Source organism: Telluria sp. B2, from assembly GCF_051789535.1.
Classification (GTDB): Bacteria; Pseudomonadota; Gammaproteobacteria; order Burkholderiales; family Burkholderiaceae_D; genus Telluria.
Map to the genome: position 1 here is coordinate 3,246,346 of NZ_CP196525.1, position 14,648 is coordinate 3,260,993.

Here is a 14,648-nt window from a genome sequence, read left to right on the forward strand (position 1 = left end):
TTCTATTATTTTGTTTGTTCGAGTGGCGTTGTTACGCCGTGGCGCCGACGTCGATGTTCTCGAGCATGCTCGCCACCATTTCCTCGATGCCGCTCCGGGCCTTCCAGCCCCAATCACTTGTCGCGCGGCTGTCGTCCAGACTCTTCGGCCAGGTGTCGGCGATGGCCTGGCGGCTGTCCGGCTTGTAGGCGATCTCGAATGCCGGCACGGCCTTCTTGATCGCGGCGGCCAGTTCGCGCGGGTTGAAGGAGACGCCGGCGACGTTGTACGAGGAGCGGATCGCCACCTTCCCGGCCGGGGCTTCCATCAGCTCGATGGTGGCGCGGATCGCGTCCGGCATGTAGATCATCGGCAGCGTGGTTTCCGGGCCGAGGAAGCACTCATACGTTTCACCCTTGAGCGCCGCGTGGAAGATGGCGATGGCGTAGTCGGTGGTGCCGCCGCCCGGGGGCGACTTGTAGCTGATGATGCCGGGGTAGCGGATGGAACGCACGTCCACGCCGTACTTGGTGTGGTAGTACTCGCACAGGCGTTCGCCCGCGAGTTTACTGATGCCGTAGATCGTGGTCGGGTCCATGATCGTGTACTGGGCGGTGTTCTCGGCCGGGGTGTTCGGGCCGAAGGCCGCGATCGAGGAAGGCCAGAACACCTTCAGCGGTTTACCGGCTTCGCCGCGCTCGCGGGCGATTTCGAGGATGTTCAGCAGGCCGTCCATGTTCAGGGTCCAGGCCTTCAGGGGCGCCTTTTCGCCGGTGGCCGACAGCAGCGCCGCCAGCTGGTAGACCTGGGTCACGCCTTCGTCCTGGACCACGGCCGCCAGGCGCTCCTTGTCCAGCACGTCGAGCTGGGCATAGCGCGCGGCGCCGTAGACGTTGGTGCTGCCGATGTCGGTGGCGAGGACATTCCCGGCGCCGTGTTTTTCTGCCAGTGCGGTGACCAGTTCGCTGCCGATCTGGCCGTTGGCGCCGATGATGAGGATACGTTCCATTGACTGTTATTCCTTGAAGCCTGATTAGTTATTCTTGATGATGCCCAGCTCGCGGCCGGCCTGCTCGAAGGCGGCCAGCACCTTGTCGAGCTGCTCGCGGGTGTGCGCGGCGGAGAGCTGGACGCGCACGCGCGCCTGGCCCATCGGCACCACCGGGTAGAAGAAGCCCGACAGCAGCACGCCCAGTTCGAACATGCGCGCCGCGAATTTCTGCGCCACCGGCGCGTCGAACAGCATCACCGGCACCACCGGGTGGGTGCCCGGCTTGATGGTGAAGCCGATGCGCTCGATCTCGCTGCGGAAGTAGGCGGTGTTCTCCATCAGGCGGTCGCGCAGCTCGGTCGACTTGCTGATACGTTCCAGCACCGACAGCGAGGCGCCGGCGATCATCGGGGCCAGGGTGTTCGAGAACAGGTAAGGACGCGATTTCTGGCGCAGGGTCTCGATGACTTCGCGGCGAGCAGAGGTGAAGCCGCCCATCGCGCCGCCCAGGGCCTTGCCCAGGGTGCCGGTGATGATGTCGATCTTGCCCAGCACGCCGCAGTGCTCGTGGGTGCCGCGACCGGTCGCGCCCATGAAGCCGGAGGCGTGCGATTCGTCGACCAGGGTCAGGGCGCCGTACTTCTCGGCCAGTTCGACGATCTTGTCGAGCTGGGCGATGGTGCCGTCCATCGAGAACACGCCGTCGGTGACGATGACCTTGTGGCGCTTGCCGGCTTCCGTCGCGGCGATCAACTGCTTCTCGAGGTCGGCCATGTCGTTGTTGGCGTAGCGGTAGCGCGCGGCCTTGCACAGGCGGATGCCGTCGATGATCGAAGCGTGGTTCAGGGCGTCCGAGATGATGGCGTCGTTCTCGTCGAACAGCGGCTCGAACACGCCGCCGTTGGCATCGAAGGCCGCCGCGTAGAGGATGGTGTCTTCGGTACCCAGAAAACGAGACAGGGCCTGCTCGAGCTCCTTGTGCACGGTCTGGGTGCCGCAGATGAAGCGCACCGAGGACAGGCCGTAGCCGTACTTGGCCAGCGCGGCTTCGGCGGCCTTCTGGGTTTCCGGATCGCCCGACAGGCCGAGGTAGTTGTTCGCGCACATGTTGATCAGGGTGCGGCCATCGTCGGCCACGACTTCGGCGCCCTGGCGCGAAGCCAGCACGCGCTCGGGCTTGAACAGGCCCTGGTCGCGCAGCGTGGAGAGGCTCTGCTGCAGGCCGGTGTAAAACGCGTTCTTCCCTTGTTCGCTCATGTCATTTCCTGTCTGTGATGCCGGCTTGACCGACTGTTGGACTATGCTGTACCGTTGACCGCTCTTTGTACCGATTCAATGCCTTGTCACGTTTTCGGTATTTCGAACTAAAATTCAATATAATGAATATTACGCCCACCGGCCGAACTTGGCAAGATCGCTTGGCAGGGTGCGGCGCCCTCCATTTACTAGAGCTGGCTTTTTTGAGATGAAGACCCTGGTTACGACCAATAACGCCCCGCCGGAAGTCGGCGCCACCCTGCAGCGCCTGCGCCTGGCGCGCGGCCTGACGCTGGAGGACCTGTCGCGCATCGCGGGGGTATCGAAGTCGATGCTGTCCCAGATCGAGCGCGAGAAGGCCAATCCTACCATTGCCATTACCTGGCGTCTGGCGAATGCGCTGGGCGTGCAGATCGGCGAACTGCTGGCCTCGGAAACCCGCGACGTGGAAGCCATCCGCGTGCTCGACGCCCACGAGACCCCCACCCTGCCCGGCACCCACGCCGGCTATACCCTGCGCATCCTGGGGCCGATGGAGCTGGCCGGACAGTATGAATGGTACGAGCTGACCCTGGCGCCGGGCGGCGAACTGGCTTCCCAGGCCCATGACCCGGGCACCAAGGAGCACATGACGGTCATCAACGGCTCGCTCGAGGTGGAAGTCGGGTCGTCCAAGCGCAAGGTCAAGGCGGGCGGTACGGCGAGGTATCCGGCGGACCAGGATCATGTGATCCGGAATGTGGGCAAGACCGAGGCGAAGGCGCTGCTGGTGGTGGTGCACCGATAAGCGTCGTTCGAGGCGGCTCTTTTTTGATCCGACATTTGTCTTCATGCGTAAACAGATGTTTTCACGGGTCGCATCTGTTCATATGCCCTACCGCGTGGGCACAGGTGCCCACCCTGCGCCAATGCAAGCGCCAACAATAGAATCAGCACAGCGCGTTTCGCAGGACGTACCGCGTGGGTACGCGTACCCGCCCTACTCTCTGTGGCCGCCAGCGGAAGAATCGCGCCGCTGGGTTCGGTAGGTTGGGCTCTTGAGCCTACGTGGTCGTACCCGTGATCCGCCCCACCTCAGCAGCCGTAATAATCGCTACACAAATACAAATCGGGCCAGCCGAATCCCACGATTCGGCTGGCCCGATCTCTTTGCGGATCAGGCGGCCCTAGCGCCGCCCGATACGCCCGCCATTACATCTTCAGCGCGCGGGTCAGGAAGCCCCAGCGATCCGCCACTTCCTCGATCTGCTTGGCGGTCGGCTTGCCGGCGCCGTGGCCCGCCTTGGTGTCGATGCGGATGATCACCGGGTTGCAGCCGGCCTGGGCAGCCTGGGCCGCCGCGGCGAACTTGAAGCTGTGGGCCGGCACCACGCGGTCGTCGTGGTCGGCGGTGGTGACCATGGTCGCCGGATAGGCCGTGCCGGGCTTCAGGTTATGCAGCGGCGAGTACTTGACCAGGGCCTTGAACTCTTCCGGGTTTTCCGACGAGCCGTAGTCCGAGGTCCAGGCCCAGCCGATGGTGAACTTGTGGAAGCGCAGCATGTCCATCACGCCGACCATCGGGATGGCGGCGCCGAACAGGTCCGGACGCTGGGTCATGGCCGCGCCCACCAGCAGGCCGCCATTGCTGCCGCCGCCGATTGCCAGCTTCGCTGGCTGGGTCACCTTGTTGGTCACCAGCCACTCGGCCGCGCCGATGAAGTCGTCGAACACGTTCTGCTTCTGCAGCTTGGTGCCGGCCTGGTGCCAGGATTCGCCGTACTCGCCGCCGCCGCGCAGGTTGGCCACGACGTAGACGCCGCCCATTTCCATCCAGGCCAAATTGGCCGGCGAGAAGCCCGGCAGCATCGAGATGTTGAAGCCGCCGTAGCCGTAGAGGTAGGTCGGGTTGTTGCCATCCAGCTTGAGGCCCTTCTTCGAGACGATGAACATCGGCACTTTGGTGCCGTCGCGGCTGGTGTAGAACTGCTGGCGCGTCTCGTAGGCATTCGGGTCGAAGTCGACCTTGGGCTGGCGGAAGACACTGGTCTTGCCGGTCTTCATATCCAGGCGATAGATCGTGGTCGGGGTGGTGAAGCCGGTGAAGGAGAAGAAGGTTTCCGTGTCGCCGCGCTTGCCGGTGAAGCCCGAGACCGAACCGATGCCCGGCAGCGCGATCTCGCGCACCAGCTTGCCGTTGAGGTCGCTCACCCGCACGACGCTGCGCGCATCCTTCAGGTATTCGGTGATGATGCGCTCGCCGATGATGTGGGCGCCGTTCAGCGTCTCGGCCGTTTCCGGAATGATCTGCTTCCAGTTCGCTTCAGCCGGTTTACGCAGGTCGATCGCGACGATGCGCTGGCGCGGCGCCTTGCGGTCGGTACTGAAGTAGAAGACGTCGCCGACGTTGTCGATGAAGTCGTAGGCAGCGTCGAAGTTGTCGATCAGCGGCACGACCTTCGAATCGGGCTTGGACAGGTCCTTGTAGAAGATGCGGTACTTGTGGGCCGTGCCCTTGGTCGCCGTGATTAGAAGGTACTTGCCGTCGTCGGTGGTCTGGGCACGGAAGCCCCATTCCTTTTCGTCGGGACGGTCATAGACCAGGGTGTCGGCACTTTGCGGGGTGCCGATCTTGTGGAAGTAGAGCTTCTGGTGGTAGTTGACGGCGGCCAGCTTGGTGGCCTCGGTCGGCTCGTCGTAGCGGCTGTAGAAGAAGCCCTTGCCGTCCTTGGTCCAGGCGGTCTGGGAGAACTTCACCCACTTCAGGTGGTCTTCGAGGTCCTTGCCGGTCTCGATGTCGCGCACCTTCCACTCGTTCCAGTCCGAGCCCGAGGCCGCGGTGCCGTAGGCCAGCAGCTTGCCGTCCGGGCTCACCTCGGCGCCGGCCAGGGCGACGGTACCGTCGGCCGCCAGGGTGTTCGGGTCGAGCAGCATGCGCGGCTGGTCGTTCAGGTTCTTCAGGGTGTACAGCACCGACTGGTTCTGCAGGCCGTCGTTACGGCTGTAGAAGTAACGGCCGCCTTCCTTCGACGGCACCGAGTAGCGCTCGTAGTTCCACAGCTTGGTGAGACGCTGGCGGATCGCCTCGCGCTGCGGGATCTGGGCCAGGTAAGCCTGGGTCACCGCGTTCTGGGCATCGACCCACTGCTTGGTTTCGGCGCTGTTGGCGTCTTCCAGCCAGCGGTAAGGGTCGGCGATCGACGTGCCGTGGTAGTTGTCGCTCTGGTCGACTTTCTGGGTGACCGGATACTTCACTGCGCCGGCCGGGCAGGATGCCGGATCGGCGGCCTGGGCGCCGAAGGCCATCATCAGGGCGACGGCGAGCGTTGCGTGTCTCATGTGCATATTGTTCTCGAAACTTGGTTCATGAAGGCGGATGTGCCGAAAAGCATCATAACGCGAAACCCGGCAGGATGCGACCCGCCAGCGGCCTGGCGCCACGAGTGGCGCGCGCATGGCGGCGCCGGAGAAAGCCCGTCAATACGGACTGCGCGCCGGACAGGCGCAGCAAGGCGCGAGCCCGTATGCGGCGCGCATCAGTCCTGGTCGTCGCGCCCGGGGCGGCGCGCGTTCGCTTCGCGGTGGCTGAGCTGCCACTTGTGGGACAGGTCGATCGCGTGCCCGATTTCGGACGGGCTCAGGCGCCGCGCGACAATGGTCTTGTTGACGTTGGCGGTGGCGTCCCCGCCCTCGGCCGCGAGCAGCATCCACATGTAGGCGCGCACCGGGTCGCGCGCCACGCCGCGCCCGCTGTTGTACATGCCGCCCAGGTTGTACTGGGCCAGGGCATGGCCCTGTTCGGCGGCCTGCTCGTACCAGTAGACGGCGCGCCGGTCGTCCTGCTCGACGCCCTGGCCGCTGGCGTACATCACGCCCAGGTTGTTCTGGGCGCTGGCGTCGCCCTGGTTGGCGGCCAGCAGGTACCAGTGAACGGCGCGCGCCTCGTCGCGCTCCACGCCCTGGCCGTTGGCATAGATGACGCCAAGGTTGAACTGGGCGTTCGCGGCGCCCTGCTCGGCCGCGCGCCGGTACCACTCGACGGCGCGCTGCGGATCGCATTCGGTGCCGCGTCCGTGAGCGTACATGTTGGCCAGGTTGTACTGGGCCGCCACGTGACCCTGGGTGGCGGCGCGGGTGTACCACTCGAGGGCGCGCGGCTCGTCGCGCTCGAGTGGCAGGCCGGCGCGACCCTTGGCGAACATGGTGCCGAGGATGAACTGGGCCTCGCGGTCGCCGTGGCTGGCGGCGCGCTGCAGCCAGGCCAGGGCGCGGCGCGGATCGGGCTTCACGCCCAGGCCTTCGGCATAGGCGATGCCGAGCTGGCGCTGGGCGCCGCGCTCGCCCGCCGCCGCGGCCTGGCGGAACCAGTACAGGGCCTGGGTGTCGCTGGCGTCCACGCCCTGGCCGCGCTTGTACATCATCCCGAGGTTGAGCTGGGCCGGGGCGTCGCCCTGCAGCGCGGCCTTGCGGAACCAGGCCATGGCCAGCGGATGGTTCACCGCCGCACCCAGGCCGTGCAGGTAGCACTCGCCAAGCAGGTTCTGGGCGCTGGCCATGCCCTGCTCGGCCGCGCGGTAGTACCAGGACAGCGCGCGCTCATGATCCTGGGCGACGCCGCGTCCCTTGCGGTACATGTGGCCGAGATTCTGCTGGGCCGAGGCGTCGCCCTGGTCGGCGGCCAGGCGGAACCAGCGCGCGGCTTCGGCGTCGCAGGCCTCGACGCCGCGGCCGTGGTAGTACATGGCTCCCAGGTGATTCTGGGCGAAGGCCAGGCCCTGCAGCGCGGCGCGGCGCAGCCAGCGGAAGGCGGCCGCGTCGTCGCGTTCGATGCCCTCGCCCTTCTTGTACAGCAGCCCGAGGTTGAACTGGGCATAGGGATTGCCGCGCTCGGCGGCTTCGCGGAACCACACGTAGGTCTGATGGCTCTCGCGGTGGAGCTTCTGGCGGTTCATGCTGGCCTCGTGGCGGTCGACGTGTGTACGCGCGGCGTACCGGTGCGCGCTCCGTTCGTATGCGCGCCAGGCAGCCTCATAAGTATTAACAAAATTTTAATGACGGCAGGCCGCGGGAGTTTGACTGCGCGCAATCGTGACCACGCGCGCGCCAACAAAAAAGCCCACCGCGCTGGCGCGCGGCGGGCTGTTCGGAAGGGCGATGCGGCGCCTCAGAGCGCAGGGCGGCGCGGTCCGAGGGCGTAGACCAGCATCGCCAGCAGCGCCAGGCACCAGACGATCAGCGCGCCCGAAGGCAGGTCGAGCACCACCGAGAGCACCAGCCCGAGCGCATAGCCGCCCACGCCGATCAGGTAGGCGAAGGGCAGCTTGCGGCGCTCGGGATAATGGCGCACGGCCAGGCTCGGCACGATCAGGCTGGCGAACACGAGGTAGACGCCGACCAGCTGCACCGAGGCCGTCACGGCCAGCGCGAACACCAGGTAGAAACCCAGCCGCCCGAGCCGGTTGCGCAGGAGCGCCAGCAAGGCCAGGATCAGCACCGCGCCGATCGCCGGCATGAGCAGCTGGTCGTAGCTGACCCAGAGGATCTGGCCGGCCAGCAGGTCCTGCAGGTGCTCGCCGCCATGCGGGTTGTGCGCGACCAGCAGCAGGCCGGCGGTGGCGGCCAGCACGAACAGCACGCCGATCTGCGCTTCCTGCACGTCGGGCCAGCGCTTCTCGGTCCAGGTCAGGAGCAGGGCGCCCAGCACGGCGGCGACGCCGGCGGCCGCCTGCATGGTCCAGCCGTGCGGATCCATCTCGAGGGCGCTGGCGATGATCACGCCGAGCGCGGCGATCTGGGCGATCGCCAGGTCGATGAAGACGATCCCGCGCCGCAGCACCTGGGCGCCGAGCGGGATGTGGGTGGTCAATACCAGCAGGCCCGCCAGGAAGGCGGGGAGGATGATCAGGAAGTCGACGTTCTCCACGATTACTTCGCCGCCGCGCTCAAGCGTTGCACGGTGGTGTCGAACAGCGCGAACAGGTCGCGGCTCTGGGCGTCGGCGCCTACCGTGTAGGGAATCACCACCGCCGGGATGCCGGCGCGCTGCGACAGCCACTGCGAGGCGCGCTCATCCTGGTAGGCCGCGCGCAGCACCAGTTTCGCGGGCTGGGTCTTCAGTTGCGACAGCAGCTGGCCCAGCTGGGCCGCGCTCGGCTCGACGCCGGGTTTCGGTTCCAGCGTGCCGACCTGGCGCATGCCGAGCCAGCCGAGCAGGTATTCCATGTTCTTGTGGTGCTCGACCACGGTCACGCCGCGCAGCGGCGCCGCCTGCGCTTCCCACTTGCGCATCGCCGTCGCCCACCGCGCGCTGAAGTCGTTCTGGCGCGCCGCATAGAAGGCCGCGTTGGCCGGGTCGATCGCCGCCAGGCGCTTGGCCAGCTGGGCGCTGACCAGGGCGATGTTGTGCGGGTTCAGGTGCACGTGCGGATTGCCGTAGGCGTGGACGTCGCCCTCGGCGCGGTCCAGGCGGTTCGGGATGTCCAGGCGCGGGACAAAGGTGCCGGCTTCGAAGAAGCCCGGCTGGCCGCGCGCTATTTTTGCGTTGCCCGACTGCTGCACCAGCAGCGGCAGCCAGCCTGCCTCCAGGTCCAGGCCGGTGCAGACCAGCAGGTCGGCGTTGCGGGTGCGGGCGATCAGGCCGGGCCTGGCCTCGACGCGGTGCGGGTCCTGCAGCGCATTGGTCGCGCTCGAGACATTCACCTTGTCGCCGCCCAGTTCCTGGGTCAGCGCCTGCCACTCGGGCTCGCAGGTGAGCACATTGATGGCCGCCTGGGCCGGGACGATGGCGGCGAAGGCCAAAGCCCAGCCAGCCAGAAGGATCGAACGGTTGAATTTCATGCTGCTCTCCTTAGAACGCGTGCGCCGCGTGGGCGCCCAGGCTCATGATGTACTGAAGGAAGACCTGGTTGTCGCTGACGCCAGGACGCGCCTCGTCGCGCGCGAACTGCAGGCGCAGGCGCGAGAACTCGGACGGGCCGTAGTCGACCATCACGCTGGCGCGCTTCGGCGCGTAGCTTGCGAGGGCCGGGAAGGCCGCGAGGCCCAGCGTTCCGCTCTCGACCAACCCGATATATGGGGTGCCCGAGGACAGCCGGTCGTAGCGCAGGCCGGCGCGCCAGTTCGGCATGAACTGGTAGACGCCCTGCAGGTACCAGCCGGACTGGGTGCTCGCATACGCGTCGGCCAGCTCGCCGGACGCCAGGGAACCGGTTTCCTTGCGGCGCATGTATTCGCCCTGCAGCTTGAAATTGCGTTGGGTCGGATTGCCGTTCGGCGCCCATTTGTAGACGGCGTCCGCGACCCACATGGTCGAGCGGCCGGAGAAGGCATTCAGCACGCCTTCGTCTTCGAATTCGCGCTTGTCGGCGCGCGTGCGCAGGTAGGAAAGACCGGCGCGCCAGCTCGAGGAGTCGCCGATGTCGTCGCCCACGTGGGCGAACACGCTGGCGGCGCCGACGCCGTTCTTGTTGCGGTCGTTGCCGGGGAAGGCGCGGCCGTTGCCCAGCTCCACACCCAGTTCGAGGAAGGTGTTCAGCGGCGCCAGCCAGCGCGCCTGTACGCCGTCGACCTTGTACTGGCCGCCGAAGAAGGCCTGGTAGGCCAGCGGCGCATCGGCGAAGTCCCAGGTGTGGCTGTGCAGGGCGTTCAGGTAGCCCACGCCGGACAGGAAGCGGCCCGCCCTGCCGTTGATGCCGCCGCCCAGTTCGCGGGTGCGCACATAGGCTTCCTCGACCTCGACCTCGTTCTCGCCGCTCAGGGCGAAGGTGATCTGGCCGGCGAAAGTCGGGTCGATGTTCGCCGACATCGTCAGTTCGGATTCGCCCAGGTTGAAGCTGCGGCTGCCCGGACCGGCCTCGCCTTCCGGCGACATGAAGCCGCCGAAGCGGTAGGTGCCGGGATCGCGCTGGAGGTTGCTCAGGGTGCCGCCGAGGACCAGGCCGATGCTCGGGTTGAAGCTGTTGTCGCGCTGGGCGACGCCGCCGGCGGACGAGGCCACGGCGGCCGGCGCAGGAGCGGCCGGCGCAGGAGCGGCGGGCGCAGCCGCCACTTGCGGCGATGCGGCTTGTGCGGCGGCCGGGGCCGGGACCACCGCGGCGGCCTGCTGCTGCGCCGCGGCGGCGGCGTTCTGGGCCTCGGCCACGGCGGCCTGGGCATCCTGCAGGCGCTGTTCGAGCGCCTGCAGGCGGGCTTCGTAGGATTCCTTCATCTCGCGGATCTGTTCGCGGATCGCGTCCAGTTCCTTGGTGTCCGCGGCGCTGGCGGACAGGGGCAGTGCAAAAGCGGCGGCGATCGCCGCCGACAGAACGGTATTTTTGAACATCGTGTTCTTCCGGTTCGAATAGAGATAGACCGGCGCGTCCGGCAAGCGCGGACGACCCGGGGCCAGGGGCAAGCTCTAGACGAAGGAAGGCGGGGCGCGGGAGTGGAAGGCGCAAACGGTGCGCGGCAAAGCCTGGGGCGTTGCGCGCGCGGCGACGACTTCGGTCTGCAGCTCAAGAGGGACGAACTGGCGCAGCGTGCTGCCGACCGGCGTCGCCAGCTGGGCCAGGGCCAGGCACTGGTTGCAGCTCTGGTCCTGGGCGAGGGCCTTGGAGAGCTCGCGGTCTTCGCCGGCAGCGACCGGCGCGTAGACCAGCCGGCCGGTCCAGTGCGACATCGCATGTGCGAAGGCCATCTGCTGGGATACCAGCAGGAGCAGCGACAGCAGCACATGGACAATACAACGGCGCATCATGGTGCCGGCATTGTAATGCGATCAGTTAATTTGAGTAGCTTTTTTTTCAGCTGCGTATTTATCGAGCCAGCCCGGCACCTTGGCCGCCGCCAGCCGGTTCAGGCTCACCAGCAGGTCGGGCGCGACCTGGGTCAGCCCATAGGAAGAACCGATGTGGCGGCCAATGTGGATCAGCACTTCCGCCGCCACCTCGGCGTCGGCCTCGGCCCGGTGGGCGGCGCTGCGAAAGGCGATGCCGAGCTGGCGCGAGAGCTGGCCCAGCTTGTAGCTGGCCATGCCGGGAAAGACGCGGCGCGAGAGCTTGAGCGAACACACCAGGCCGGCGTGGCCGCAGGCGCGGTCCAGGCGCGCGCTCTCGGCGAGCAGGAACTTCTCGTCGAAGCTGGCGTTGTGGGCCGAGAGCGTGTCGCCGCCGATGAAGTCGAGCAGCTCGGGCACGACCCGCGAGGCCGGCGGCGCCGTGTCGACCATCTCCTGGGTGATGCCCGTCAGGCCCGTGATGAAGGCCGGGATGCGCACACCGCAGTTGACCAGCGAGACATAGCGCTCGGTAATGCGCCCGCCCTCGATGCGCAGGGCCGCGACCTCGGTGATGCGATCGCCCATTGCCGGCGACAGGCCCGTGGTCTCGAAGTCGAGCATCACGATGGGACGTTCGAAGATATGCATGGTCTTCCCTTTGTCAGCCGAAGTTAAGCGAATTTGCGGCGCGCGTCGAGCGCCAGGCCCGCGCCAATGCTGCCGAACAGGTCGCCCTCGACCGCACGGGCGCCCGGGACCAGCGCCTTGACGCGCGCACGCAGCAGGCCGACGCCGCTCGAACCGCCGGTGAAGAACACGGTGTCGACCGCGTCCGGGGCGACGCCGGCGTCGGCCAGCAGGCGCAGCACGGTGGCGTCGATGCTGTCGAGCAGGCCGCCGATCGCCGCTTCGAACTGCGGGCGTTCGACCGGCAGGTTCTGGGGCGGCGCCAGGCGCTCCAGCTCCAGCGTGACCGTCTCGTGGTCGGACAGGCCGATCTTCGCGGCCTCGACCTGCATCGCCAGCCAGTGGCCGGCGCGCTCGTCGATCAGGTGCTGCAGGCGCTGCAGTTGCGCCGGCTCGCGTGCGTCGCGCACCAGGTCGGCGAGCTGGGCGATGCTCTTGCGGGTATAGGCCTGGTTGATCGTGTGCCAGGTGGCCAGGTTGAAGTAGTAGCTCGACGGGACGTCGGCGCCCGAGCGCAACTGGCTGCCGTAGCCGAGCAGCGGCATCACGGTGGCCAGGCTCAGGTACTTGTCGAAGTCGGTGCCGCCGATGTGCACGCCGCCGGTGGCGAGGATGTCGTCGCGGCGCTCGGTGCGGCCGGCGCGCTCTGGCCCCAGGCGCACCAGCGAGAAGTCCGAGGTGCCGCCGCCGATGTCGGCGATCAGGACCAGTTCCTCGCGGTCGATCTGGGATTCGTAGTCGAAAGCGGCGGCGATCGGTTCGTACTGGAAGGCGATCTCGCGAAAGCCCACGCTCTTCGCCACCTCGGCCAGGGTGTCCTCGGCAAGCTGGTCGGCGGCGCGGTTGTCGTCGATGAAGAAGACCGGGCGGCCGAACACGGCGCTGTCGAAAGCGCGTCCGGCCTGGCGTTCGGCGCGGCGCTTGAGCTCGCCGATGAACTGGGCCAGCAGCACGCGAAACGGCAGCGCGCGTCCAGCCACCTCGGTCTGCCCGTCCATCAGGCTGGTGCCGAGCAGGCTCTTGAGCGAGCGCATCAGGCGGCCCTCGTAGCCCGACAGGTAGTCGGCCAGCGCCGCGCGCCCGTAGCGCACTTCCTCGTCGTCGGCGTTGAAGAATACCACCGAGGGCAGCGTCGGCTTGCCGTCCTCGAGGGCAAGCAGCGTGCGCTGGCTGCTTGCTTGCTGATGTCCAGTGCCGATCCAGCCCACCGTGGAATTCGAGGTGCCGAAGTCGACGCCGCATGCGTTCGTCATGTCTGCCTTTCTTTGGAAGGGGCGGTATGTTACCAGAAGCGGGCCCGTCTGGCGACCCGGCCGCGCAGGCGTTGCATGACAGACACGCACAGGCTCGCGCCGCCGCCGCTGCCGTCCTGCCTATAATCGTGGCAACCAGGGAAACCATGCGATGACCGCCATGCCAGATTGCCGCTCGTCCGTCACCGACGCCCGCCGCGCCCAGGCGGGCCGCACCCTTGCGGGAGCATGAGCCATGGCGCGCCGCTGGACCCTCAAGCGCAACTGCTCGCTGACGCCGCGCCAGTCGCTGGCCTTCTACGCCCTCCTCTGCTGCGCCTCCTTCGGGATCGCCCTGGTCTTCCTGCTGCAGGGCATCTGGATGGTGCTGGCCTTTGCCCTGGTCGAGATGACCGCCGTGGGCCTGGCGCTGCTGCACTACGCCCGCCATGCCCTCGATGTCGAGACCATCGCCCTCACCGAAGGTGCGCTCGTCATCGAGCGCATCGATGCCGGGCGGCGCGAAGAGATCCGCCTCGATCCGACCTGGCTGCGCGTGCTGCCGCCCGAGCCGCGCACGCGCAAGCTGATCCACCTGGAATCGCACGGCGCCCAGGTGACGATCGGCGCCTATGTCTCGGAAGCGATACGGGTCCAGGTAGCCCAGGAATTGAAGCAGGCCCTGCGCGGCGGAGGCGCCTTGAGCACCCTCAAAAAGTTGTCTCCGATGTAAGTTTCCTCTTACATCCACACGGCTGCGCTACCGATAGGTGTTTTCTATCCCGTTTTGCATAATCCTCTATCAGATATGCCAAGCGTCACAAGCGCAAAGGCAAGACAACCAGAGGGGAAGATGCAGAACACTCACAAGCCGCAGGGCTTTGCCATCGTGACGCACGGTGGCGCCGGCGAACCGCTGGAATATACCGACGGCTGCGAAAACGCAGCCCGCAGCGGACACGAGAAATTTCTCGAAACCGGTGATGCGCTCGATGCGGCCATCGCCGCCGTCCTGGTGCTCGAAGAGGACGAGCGCTTCAATGCCGGCACCGGCTCGGTGCTGTGCCTGGACGGCGCCACCATCGAAATGGATGCCTCGATCATGGATACGCGCGGACGCTTGGGCGCGATCGCCGGCGTGCGCGACGTGCGCAATCCGATCCTGCTGGCGCGCGCCGTGGCCGACACCCCGCACGTGCTGCTGATGGGCGAAGGCGCCGACCGCCTGGCCCGCGCCCTCGGCCTCGAAGCCGCCAGGCCGGTCAGCGCCAGCCAGCGCGAGAAACACGAGAAGCTGCTCAAGGAACTGGCCGGCTCGGTGCCGCTCATGCCCGGCATCGACAACCGCATGTTCGAGCGCTTCTGGAACTACAAGACCCCGCTGCAGCTGCCGAAGGGCGCCGCCCACGATACGGTGGGCGCCGTCGTGCGCACGCCGGACGGCCACTTCGCGGTCGCCGGCTCGACCGGCGGCTCGGCCCCTTCCCTGCTGGGCCGCGTGGGCGACACCGCGATCGTCGGCAGCGGCTTCTATGCGGGCCCGCTGGGCGCCGTGGCCGCCACCGGCATCGGCGAACACATCGTGCGCCACATGCTGGCGCGCACCGTCTACGGCTACATCGAAGAAGGCATGCCGCTGCAGCAGGCGCTGCAGCGCGGCATCGACCTGATCGACAAGGATGCCGACACCGGCCTGATTGCCGTCACCAGAACCGAAGCTGCTTCCTGCAGCAATACCCATATGCCAACCGGGAAAATCGTCGAATAA

13 protein-coding genes are annotated in these 14,648 nt (G+C 67.0%); 3 read left to right on the forward strand and 10 right to left on the reverse strand.

Annotated features, from left to right (window positions below; all coding sequences use genetic code 11):
* Positions 1 to 31: 31 nt before the first annotated feature.
* Positions 32 to 988, reverse strand: a complete 957-nt coding sequence (locus ACSUZJ_RS14470) for an NAD-dependent epimerase/dehydratase family protein (RefSeq protein ID WP_499409246.1) — start codon at positions 986 to 988, stop codon at positions 32 to 34.
* 24 nt (positions 989 to 1,012) lie between these two features.
* Positions 1,013 to 2,227, reverse strand: coding sequence for a glycine C-acetyltransferase (locus ACSUZJ_RS14475; RefSeq protein WP_499409248.1), 1,215 nt, complete (start codon positions 2,225 to 2,227; stop codon positions 1,013 to 1,015).
* Positions 2,228 to 2,435: 208 nt separating this feature from the next.
* On the opposite strand from ACSUZJ_RS14475, the gene ACSUZJ_RS14480 reads away from it, so the two are divergent.
* Positions 2,436 to 3,014, forward strand: a complete 579-nt coding sequence (locus tag ACSUZJ_RS14480) for a helix-turn-helix domain-containing protein (RefSeq protein WP_499409250.1) — start codon at positions 2,436 to 2,438, stop codon at positions 3,012 to 3,014.
* 404 nt (positions 3,015 to 3,418) lie between these two features.
* Here ACSUZJ_RS14480 and ACSUZJ_RS14485 read toward each other — a convergent pair whose 3' ends face one another.
* The 8 genes from ACSUZJ_RS14485 to ACSUZJ_RS14520 form a co-directional block, all read right to left on the reverse strand.
* Positions 3,419 to 5,551, reverse strand: a complete 2,133-nt coding sequence (locus tag ACSUZJ_RS14485) for a prolyl oligopeptidase family serine peptidase (RefSeq protein WP_499409252.1) — start codon at positions 5,549 to 5,551, stop codon at positions 3,419 to 3,421.
* Between the two features lie 191 nt (positions 5,552 to 5,742).
* Positions 5,743 to 7,158, reverse strand: coding sequence for a tetratricopeptide repeat protein (locus tag ACSUZJ_RS14490; RefSeq protein WP_499409254.1), 1,416 nt, complete (start codon positions 7,156 to 7,158; stop codon positions 5,743 to 5,745).
* 212 nt (positions 7,159 to 7,370) lie between these two features.
* Positions 7,371 to 8,129, reverse strand: coding sequence for a metal ABC transporter permease (locus ACSUZJ_RS14495; RefSeq protein ID WP_499409256.1), 759 nt, complete (start codon positions 8,127 to 8,129; stop codon positions 7,371 to 7,373).
* Positions 8,130 to 8,131: 2 nt separating this feature from the next.
* On the reverse strand, positions 8,132 to 9,043 hold the full coding sequence (locus ACSUZJ_RS14500) for a metal ABC transporter substrate-binding protein (RefSeq protein ID WP_499409258.1): 912 nt from the start codon (positions 9,041 to 9,043) through the stop codon (positions 8,132 to 8,134).
* 10 nt (positions 9,044 to 9,053) lie between these two features.
* Positions 9,054 to 10,526 carry a putative porin gene (locus ACSUZJ_RS14505; RefSeq protein ID WP_499409260.1) on the reverse strand — a complete coding sequence of 491 codons (1,473 nt, stop codon included), beginning with the start codon at positions 10,524 to 10,526 and terminating at the stop codon, positions 9,054 to 9,056.
* 75 nt (positions 10,527 to 10,601) lie between these two features.
* Complete coding sequence (locus tag ACSUZJ_RS14510; protein ID WP_499409262.1) at positions 10,602 to 10,940, reverse strand: hypothetical protein; 339 nt, start codon at positions 10,938 to 10,940, stop codon at positions 10,602 to 10,604.
* Between the two features lie 21 nt (positions 10,941 to 10,961).
* Complete coding sequence (locus ACSUZJ_RS14515; RefSeq protein ID WP_499409264.1) at positions 10,962 to 11,609, reverse strand: 3'-5' exonuclease; 648 nt, start codon at positions 11,607 to 11,609, stop codon at positions 10,962 to 10,964.
* Positions 11,610 to 11,632: 23 nt separating this feature from the next.
* Positions 11,633 to 12,901, reverse strand: coding sequence for an Hsp70 family protein (locus ACSUZJ_RS14520; RefSeq protein ID WP_499409266.1), 1,269 nt, complete (start codon positions 12,899 to 12,901; stop codon positions 11,633 to 11,635).
* 235 nt (positions 12,902 to 13,136) lie between these two features.
* Here ACSUZJ_RS14520 and ACSUZJ_RS14525 point away from each other — a divergent pair, with 235 nt between their 5' ends.
* Positions 13,137 to 13,613, forward strand: coding sequence for a DUF2244 domain-containing protein (locus ACSUZJ_RS14525; RefSeq protein WP_499409268.1), 477 nt, complete (start codon positions 13,137 to 13,139; stop codon positions 13,611 to 13,613).
* Between the two features lie 120 nt (positions 13,614 to 13,733).
* The gene (locus ACSUZJ_RS14530) at positions 13,734 to 14,648 is read left to right on the forward strand and encodes an isoaspartyl peptidase/L-asparaginase (RefSeq protein WP_499409270.1); all 915 of its coding nucleotides are present in this window, start codon (positions 13,734 to 13,736) and stop codon (positions 14,646 to 14,648) included.

Coding starts and splice junctions, on each gene's coding strand:
- ACSUZJ_RS14470 (WP_499409246.1), bottom strand. CDS start 988: ATGGAACGTATCCTCATCATCGGCGCCAACGGCCAGATCGGCAGCGAA.
- ACSUZJ_RS14475 (WP_499409248.1), bottom strand. CDS start 2,227: ATGAGCGAACAAGGGAAGAACGCGTTTTACACCGGCCTGCAGCAGAGC.
- ACSUZJ_RS14480 (WP_499409250.1), top strand. CDS start 2,436: ATGAAGACCCTGGTTACGACCAATAACGCCCCGCCGGAAGTCGGCGCC.
- ACSUZJ_RS14485 (WP_499409252.1), bottom strand. CDS start 5,551: ATGCACATGAGACACGCAACGCTCGCCGTCGCCCTGATGATGGCCTTC.
- ACSUZJ_RS14490 (WP_499409254.1), bottom strand. CDS start 7,158: ATGAACCGCCAGAAGCTCCACCGCGAGAGCCATCAGACCTACGTGTGG.
- ACSUZJ_RS14500 (WP_499409258.1), bottom strand. CDS start 9,043: ATGAAATTCAACCGTTCGATCCTTCTGGCTGGCTGGGCTTTGGCCTTC.
- ACSUZJ_RS14505 (WP_499409260.1), bottom strand. CDS start 10,526: ATGTTCAAAAATACCGTTCTGTCGGCGGCGATCGCCGCCGCTTTTGCA.
- ACSUZJ_RS14510 (WP_499409262.1), bottom strand. CDS start 10,940: ATGATGCGCCGTTGTATTGTCCATGTGCTGCTGTCGCTGCTCCTGCTG.
- ACSUZJ_RS14515 (WP_499409264.1), bottom strand. CDS start 11,609: ATGCATATCTTCGAACGTCCCATCGTGATGCTCGACTTCGAGACCACG.
- ACSUZJ_RS14520 (WP_499409266.1), bottom strand. CDS start 12,901: ATGACGAACGCATGCGGCGTCGACTTCGGCACCTCGAATTCCACGGTG.
- ACSUZJ_RS14525 (WP_499409268.1), top strand. CDS start 13,137: ATGGCGCGCCGCTGGACCCTCAAGCGCAACTGCTCGCTGACGCCGCGC.
- ACSUZJ_RS14530 (WP_499409270.1), top strand. CDS start 13,734: ATGCAGAACACTCACAAGCCGCAGGGCTTTGCCATCGTGACGCACGGT.